Source organism: Saccharomonospora saliphila YIM 90502, from assembly GCF_000383795.1.
GTDB lineage: Bacteria > Actinomycetota > Actinomycetes > Mycobacteriales > Pseudonocardiaceae > Saccharomonospora > Saccharomonospora saliphila.
In genome coordinates this window covers 1-5556 of sequence record NZ_KB912705.1, presented here as the reverse complement: position 1 = coordinate 5556, position 5556 = coordinate 1, and the positions used below count along the sequence as shown (strand labels likewise).

Annotated in this window: 3 protein-coding genes; 1 reads left to right on the top strand and 2 read right to left on the bottom strand. The window is 69.8% G+C overall.

Going from position 1 to position 5556, the window contains the following annotated elements; genetic code table 11:
- Both SACSA_RS23450 and clpB read right to left on the bottom strand, forming a co-directional pair.
- Positions 1–748 (bottom strand): type III secretion system chaperone family protein (locus tag SACSA_RS23450; RefSeq protein ID WP_019818858.1); only part of this gene is annotated, 748 nt, incomplete at its 3' end.
- A 209-nt stretch (positions 749–957) separates the two neighbouring features.
- The gene (gene clpB / locus SACSA_RS0116605) at positions 958–3570 is read right to left on the bottom strand and encodes an ATP-dependent chaperone ClpB (protein ID WP_019818856.1); all 2613 of its coding nucleotides are present in this window, start codon (positions 3568–3570) and stop codon (positions 958–960) included.
- A 279-nt stretch (positions 3571–3849) separates the two neighbouring features.
- Here clpB and SACSA_RS0116600 point away from each other — a divergent pair, with 279 nt between their 5' ends.
- Complete coding sequence (locus SACSA_RS0116600) at positions 3850–5445, top strand: alanine/glycine:cation symporter family protein (RefSeq protein ID WP_028661958.1); 1596 nt, start codon at positions 3850–3852, stop codon at positions 5443–5445.
- Positions 5446–5556: the final 111 nt, after the last annotated feature.

The window sequence follows — 5556 nt, the reverse complement described above, 5'->3', positions numbered from 1 at the left end:
CGGTGCCCGTCGGCTCGGCGCGGCCACGCTCGGTACGGTCCAGCTCGGCGCGGTCCAGCTCGGCGCGGTCGGCATCGGCGTTGACGAAGGCGGCCGCGGCGGGCGCCGGGTCCTCCTCGAACGGGTCGACGATGTCGGCGATCTCGCCGAGGTCACGCAGTAACCGCTCCAGCCGGGAGGGGCCCACGTTCGGGGCCACGCTCGCCATCACCCACTCGCTCTCCAGCCACGCCACGCCCACGTCGCCACCGAGCCCGTCGGCGGCGTCCACGAGGTCCTGGCTGATCAGCGCGCGGGCCGCGCCGACGTCGTCGGCGAAGGCGTAACGCTGCCCGACCGGGCCCAGCAGCTCGGGCATCTCGGCGCGCTGGAACGGCACGCTGGCGAGCCACAGTTCGAGCAGGACCGGGTGCACGCGGTTGCACCGCACCGCGACGATCACGGCGGGGATCACCCCGTCGGACTCGATGTCGAAGACGAACACCGGGCGACGCCCGTCGGAGGTGAACGTCGAGCCCGCCACGACGTTGACCGCTCCCTGTGCCGCGAAGTAGCCGATCGCGCCGCCCGTCCACTGACGCGGCAGCCGCTCGTCCTCCTCCACGTACTGCCATCCGCGCAGCTCGGCCCAGCGTGCGCGCTCGCGGTTGCGCGAACTTTCCCTGGCGCGGTCGACGGTGAGCAGGGCGAGGCCGGCCACCGTTGCGACGGCGGCGATGACGAACCAGATCCACGCTGGAATACCCACGGCGCACAGGGTAGCCCGCACGAGCCACCGACCAAGATCAGCGGGCCGTGTCGCCCCGACTCGTTCGGAGCATTTCCGATCACCCCACCCGCGCGCGCCGGCGGCCGGGTGCCGTCAAGGCCTCCTTCACTGCGCTCAGTGCAGTAAAGGAGGCCTTGCCGACACGCCAACAAGCCGACACGCCAACAAGGGAGGGGAGGGGCGCGGGGTCAGGAGACGCTCGCCACCGTCAGGTGGCCGTCGCCGGTGTCCAGGCCCTCCGGCACGTCGACGTGGACCGTGTCGCCGTCGCGGACGTCCCCGCCGAGCAGCTTGCGCGCCAGCTCGTCACCGATGGCCGACTGCACGAGCCTGCGCAGCGGCCGGGCGCCGTAGATCGGGTCGTAGCCGTTGAGCGCGAGCCACTCCCGCGCGGCCGGGGTGACCTCAAGGGTGAGCCTGCGCTGCGCCAGCCGCCGCGCCAGCCGCTCGACCTGGATGTCGACGATCGCGCCGAGCTGCTCGGTGTCCAGCGCGTGGAAGACGACGATGTCGTCGAGGCGGTTGAGGAACTCCGGCTTGAACCGCTGCTGCACCACGGCCATCACCGAGTCGGTGCGCTGCTGCTCGGTCAACGACGGGTCGGCGATAGCCTGCGAGCCGAGGTTCGAGGTCAGGACCAGGATCGTGTTGCGGAAGTCGACGGTGCGGCCCTGCCCGTCGGTCAGCCTGCCGTCGTCGAGCACCTGGAGTAGCACGTCGAACACGTCGGGGTGGGCCTTTTCCACCTCATCGAGCAGCACCACCGAGTACGGCCGCCTGCGCACGGTCTCGGTGAGCTGACCACCCTGGTCGTAGCCGACATAGCCGGGTGGGGCGCCGACGAGCCGGGCCACCGAGTGCTTCTCGCTGTACTCGCTCATGTCGATGCGCAGCATCGCCCGTTCGTCGTCGAACAGGAACTCGGCCAGTGCCTTGGCCAGCTCCGTCTTGCCGACCCCGGTGGGCCCGAGGAACAGGAACGAACCGGTGGGCCGGTCCGGGTCGGCCACCCCGGCGCGGGCCCGGCGCACCGAGTCGGAGACGACCTTGACGGCGTCGGCCTGGCCGACCACGCGGCGGGTCAGCTCGTCCTCCATACGCAGCAGCTTGCCGGTCTCACCCTCCAGCAGCCTGCCCGCCGGGATGCCGGTCCACGCGCTGACGACATCGGCCACGTCGTCGGGCCCGACCTCCTCCTTGAGCATGACCTCGGCCGTCTCGGCCTCCTCCGAGGCACGCGTGGCCTCGTCGAGTTCCTTCTCCAGCGCGGGGATGCGCCCGTAGCGCAGCTCGGCAGCCCGGCCGAGGTCCGCGTCGCGTTCGGCGCGTTCGGCCTCCCCACGTAGCTGTTCGAGCTGTTCCTTGAGCTCGCGGACCCGCTCGATCGAGCCCTTCTCGTTCTGCCAGCGCGCGGTGAGCGCGGTGAGTTCCTCGCGCCGGGCTGCCAGCTCCGCGCGCAGCGTCTCCAGCCGCTCCCGCGAGACGGGGTCGTCCTCCTTGGACAACGCCATCTCCTCGATCTCCATGCGCCGGACCGTGCGCTCGACCTCGTCGATCTCCACGGGGCGCGAGTCGATCTCCATGCGCAGCCGGGACGCGGCCTCGTCGACCAGGTCGATGGCCTTGTCCGGCAGGAACCGCGCGGTGATGTAGCGGTCGGACAGCGTCGCGGCGGCCACGAGCGCGGCGTCGGTGATCCGCACACCGTGGTGGACCTCGTAGCGCTCCTTCAACCCGCGCAGGATGCCGACCGCGTCCTCAACGGACGGTTCCCCGACCAGCACCTGCTGGAAGCGGCGTTCCAGTGCGGCGTCGGTCTCGATGTGCTTGCGGTACTCGTCCAGCGTGGTGGCACCGACCATGCGCAGTTCACCGCGCGCGAGCATCGGCTTGATCATGTTGCCCGCGTCCAGCGACGAGTCGCCGCCGCCCGCGGCGCCCGCGCCGACGATGGTGTGCAACTCGTCGATGAAGGTCACGACCTGACCCTCGGAATCCTTGATCTCGGCGAGTACCGCCTTGAGCCGTTCCTCGAACTCACCCCGGTACTTCGCGCCCGCGACCATCGAGCCGAGGTCGAGGGCCACCACCCGCTTGCCGCGCAGCGACTCGGGCACGTCACCGGCGACGATGCGTTGCGCGAGCCCCTCGACGATCGCGGTCTTGCCCACGCCCGGCTCGCCGATGAGCACCGGGTTGTTCTTGGTGCGGCGCGAGAGCACCTGCACCACCCGCCGGATTTCGGTGTCCCGCCCGATCACCGGATCGAGGTCGCCCGACCGGGCGCGGTCGGTGAGGTCGAGGCCGTACTTCTCGAGCGCGTTGTAGGTGCCCTCGGGATCGGGGTTGGTCACCCGTGCCGAGCCACGCACCCGCGTGAACGCCTCCCGCAGTGCGTCGGCGGTCGCCCCGTGCTTCTGGAGCAGGCCCGCCACGGGACCGCCCTCGGCGGCGAGTCCCACCAGCACGTGCTCGGTGGAGACGTACTCGTCGCCGAGTTCGGTGGCGAGCTTCTGGGCGTGGGTCAGCGACTTCACCGCGTGCGCGTCGAACTGCGGGGACGACACGGTCGCCCCGGTCGCCGAGGGCAGGCCCGACGTGATCGGCTCGAGCTCCTTGCGCACCACGCCGGAGTCCGCCCCCACCGCCGTCAGCAACGGCTGGGCGAGCCCGTCGCTCTGCGCGAGCAGGGCCCCGAGCAGGTGCGCCGGGGAGATCTCCGGGTTGCCCGCCATGGTGGCGGCCTGCGCCGCCGAGGAGATCGCCTGCTGGGTCTTCGTGGTCGGGTTGAACGCGTCCATCCCTCACCTCTTCAGTGGGTCCCTGTCGTGTTGTCGGCTCCGGGCGCCCGTGCCGGGGTTATCAGGTGTGCCAGGAACTCGACGCGAGGGCTCGGGTCCAGGCCACCGCCCCACCCCGCACTCGTGCCGCGGCACGGGCCTTCGACAAGGACAACGTAAGAAAAGTTGAGTGTGTTCCACTCAAGGGCAACTCCGCTGACCACCTCGGGAGGTAACGTTGCGTAACATGTTTCGGCGCCCTCTTGTCAGCGGTGCCCCTTTAGGGTCAGATACCGGACCATGTCTGTGAACATCGCCACGGCTGCCTCGTCGAGCCCACCGGCCGACACAGCCCCGCACATCCTCGCGGCCGAGGGAGGGACCCTCGCCTCGATCGAGGAATGGATCAACACGACGGTCGCCCCGGTCTCCGACGCGATCTACGGCTTCGTCTTCGCCGAGGTCGGCGTGTTCGGTATCTCCTTCCCCTGGATCGTGGCCTGGCTGATCATCGCCGCGATCGTCTTCACGCTGTACTTCGGGTTCGTGCAGTTCCGCAGCTTCAAGCTGTCCCTGGAGCTGTTGCGCGGCAAGTACAGTCGCGACGACGACCCCGGCGAGATCACCCACTTCCAGGCGCTGAGCTCGGCATGCTCCGGCACGGTCGGGATGGGCAACGTCGCCGGTGTCGGTATCGCCGTGACCATTGGCGGCGCGGGCGCCGCGTTCTGGATGATCCTCGCCGGCCTCTTCGGCATGTGCACCAAGTTCGTCGAGTGCACCCTCGGTGTGAAGTACCGCGAGATTCACGAGGACGGCACCGTCTCCGGTGGCCCGATGCACTACCTGCGCAAGGGCATCGCCGAGCGCTTCCCGAACGCCTTCGGCGCGGGTCTCGGCAAGGTGCTCGCCGTGCTCGCGGCCCTGATGCTGCTCGCCTTCGGCATCGGCGGCGGCAACATGCTCCAGGCCAACCAGACCTACGCGCAGCTGCGCGACGTCACCGGTGGCGACGACGGCCTGTTCGGCAGCGACGGCTCGGCCCTGGTGTTCGGCATCATCCTCGCCGCCGTCGTCGGTGCCGTGGTGATCGGCGGCATCAAGTCGATCGGCCGGGTCACCAGCCGGCTCGTGCCCATGATGGGCATCGTCTACGTCGCCGCCTGCCTCATCGTCATCCTCGTCAACGTCACCGAGGTGCCCGCCGCGATCGCCGACATCGTCGGCGGCGCGTTCACCGCCGACGGCGTGGTCGGCGGCGCCATCGGCGCGCTGATCATCGGTCTTCAGCGTTCGGCGTTCTCCAACGAGGCCGGGCTCGGCTCGGCCCCGATCGCGCACTCCGCGGTCAAGACCCGGCACCCGGCCAGCGAGGGATTCGTCGCCCTGCTCGAGCCGTTCATCGACACGGTGATCGTCTGCTCCATGACGGCGCTGACCATCGTGATCGCCCGCACCCAGTTCTGGCAGGACGCGAAGAACGCCTACGTCGAGTCCGGCGAGACCGCCGATGGCGTCACGGTGACGTCCGAGTCGTTCGCCACCGTGCTCCCGTGGTTCCCGTACGTGCTCACCGTCGCGGTCGTGCTGTTCGCGATCTCGACGATGATCACCTGGGGCTACTACGGGCAGAAGGCCTGGACCTTCCTGTTCGGCAAGACCAAGGCCAGCGAGCGCATCTACCAGGCGATCTTCCTGGGCTTCATCGTCGTCGGCTCGGTGCTGACGTTGAGCTCGGTGCTCGACCTCACCGACGCGGCGCTGTTCCTGCTCGCGCTGTTCAACATCATCGGTCTCTACCTGCTGATGCCGGTGGTCAAGCGTGAGGTCCGGAACTTCCGGGACAAGATCCGCTCCGGCGAGGTCACGAAGGTCGACGACACCGTGTCCAAGTAGACCTACGCCGACCGGGTGACCCGCCCGCGAAAAACCGGGTAGCACCGGCCCCCGTACCGCCCGACCGCCACCGGCGGCACCGGCGCGGCGCGGGGGCCGGACGTGCTCTGA

Excerpts from the sequence above, each read along its gene's own strand:
- clpB (WP_019818856.1), bottom strand. The coding sequence starts at position 3,570 with ATGGACGCGTTCAACCCGACCACGAAGACCCAGCAGGCGATCTCCTCG.
- SACSA_RS0116600 (WP_028661958.1), top strand. The coding sequence starts at position 3,850 with ATGTCTGTGAACATCGCCACGGCTGCCTCGTCGAGCCCACCGGCCGAC.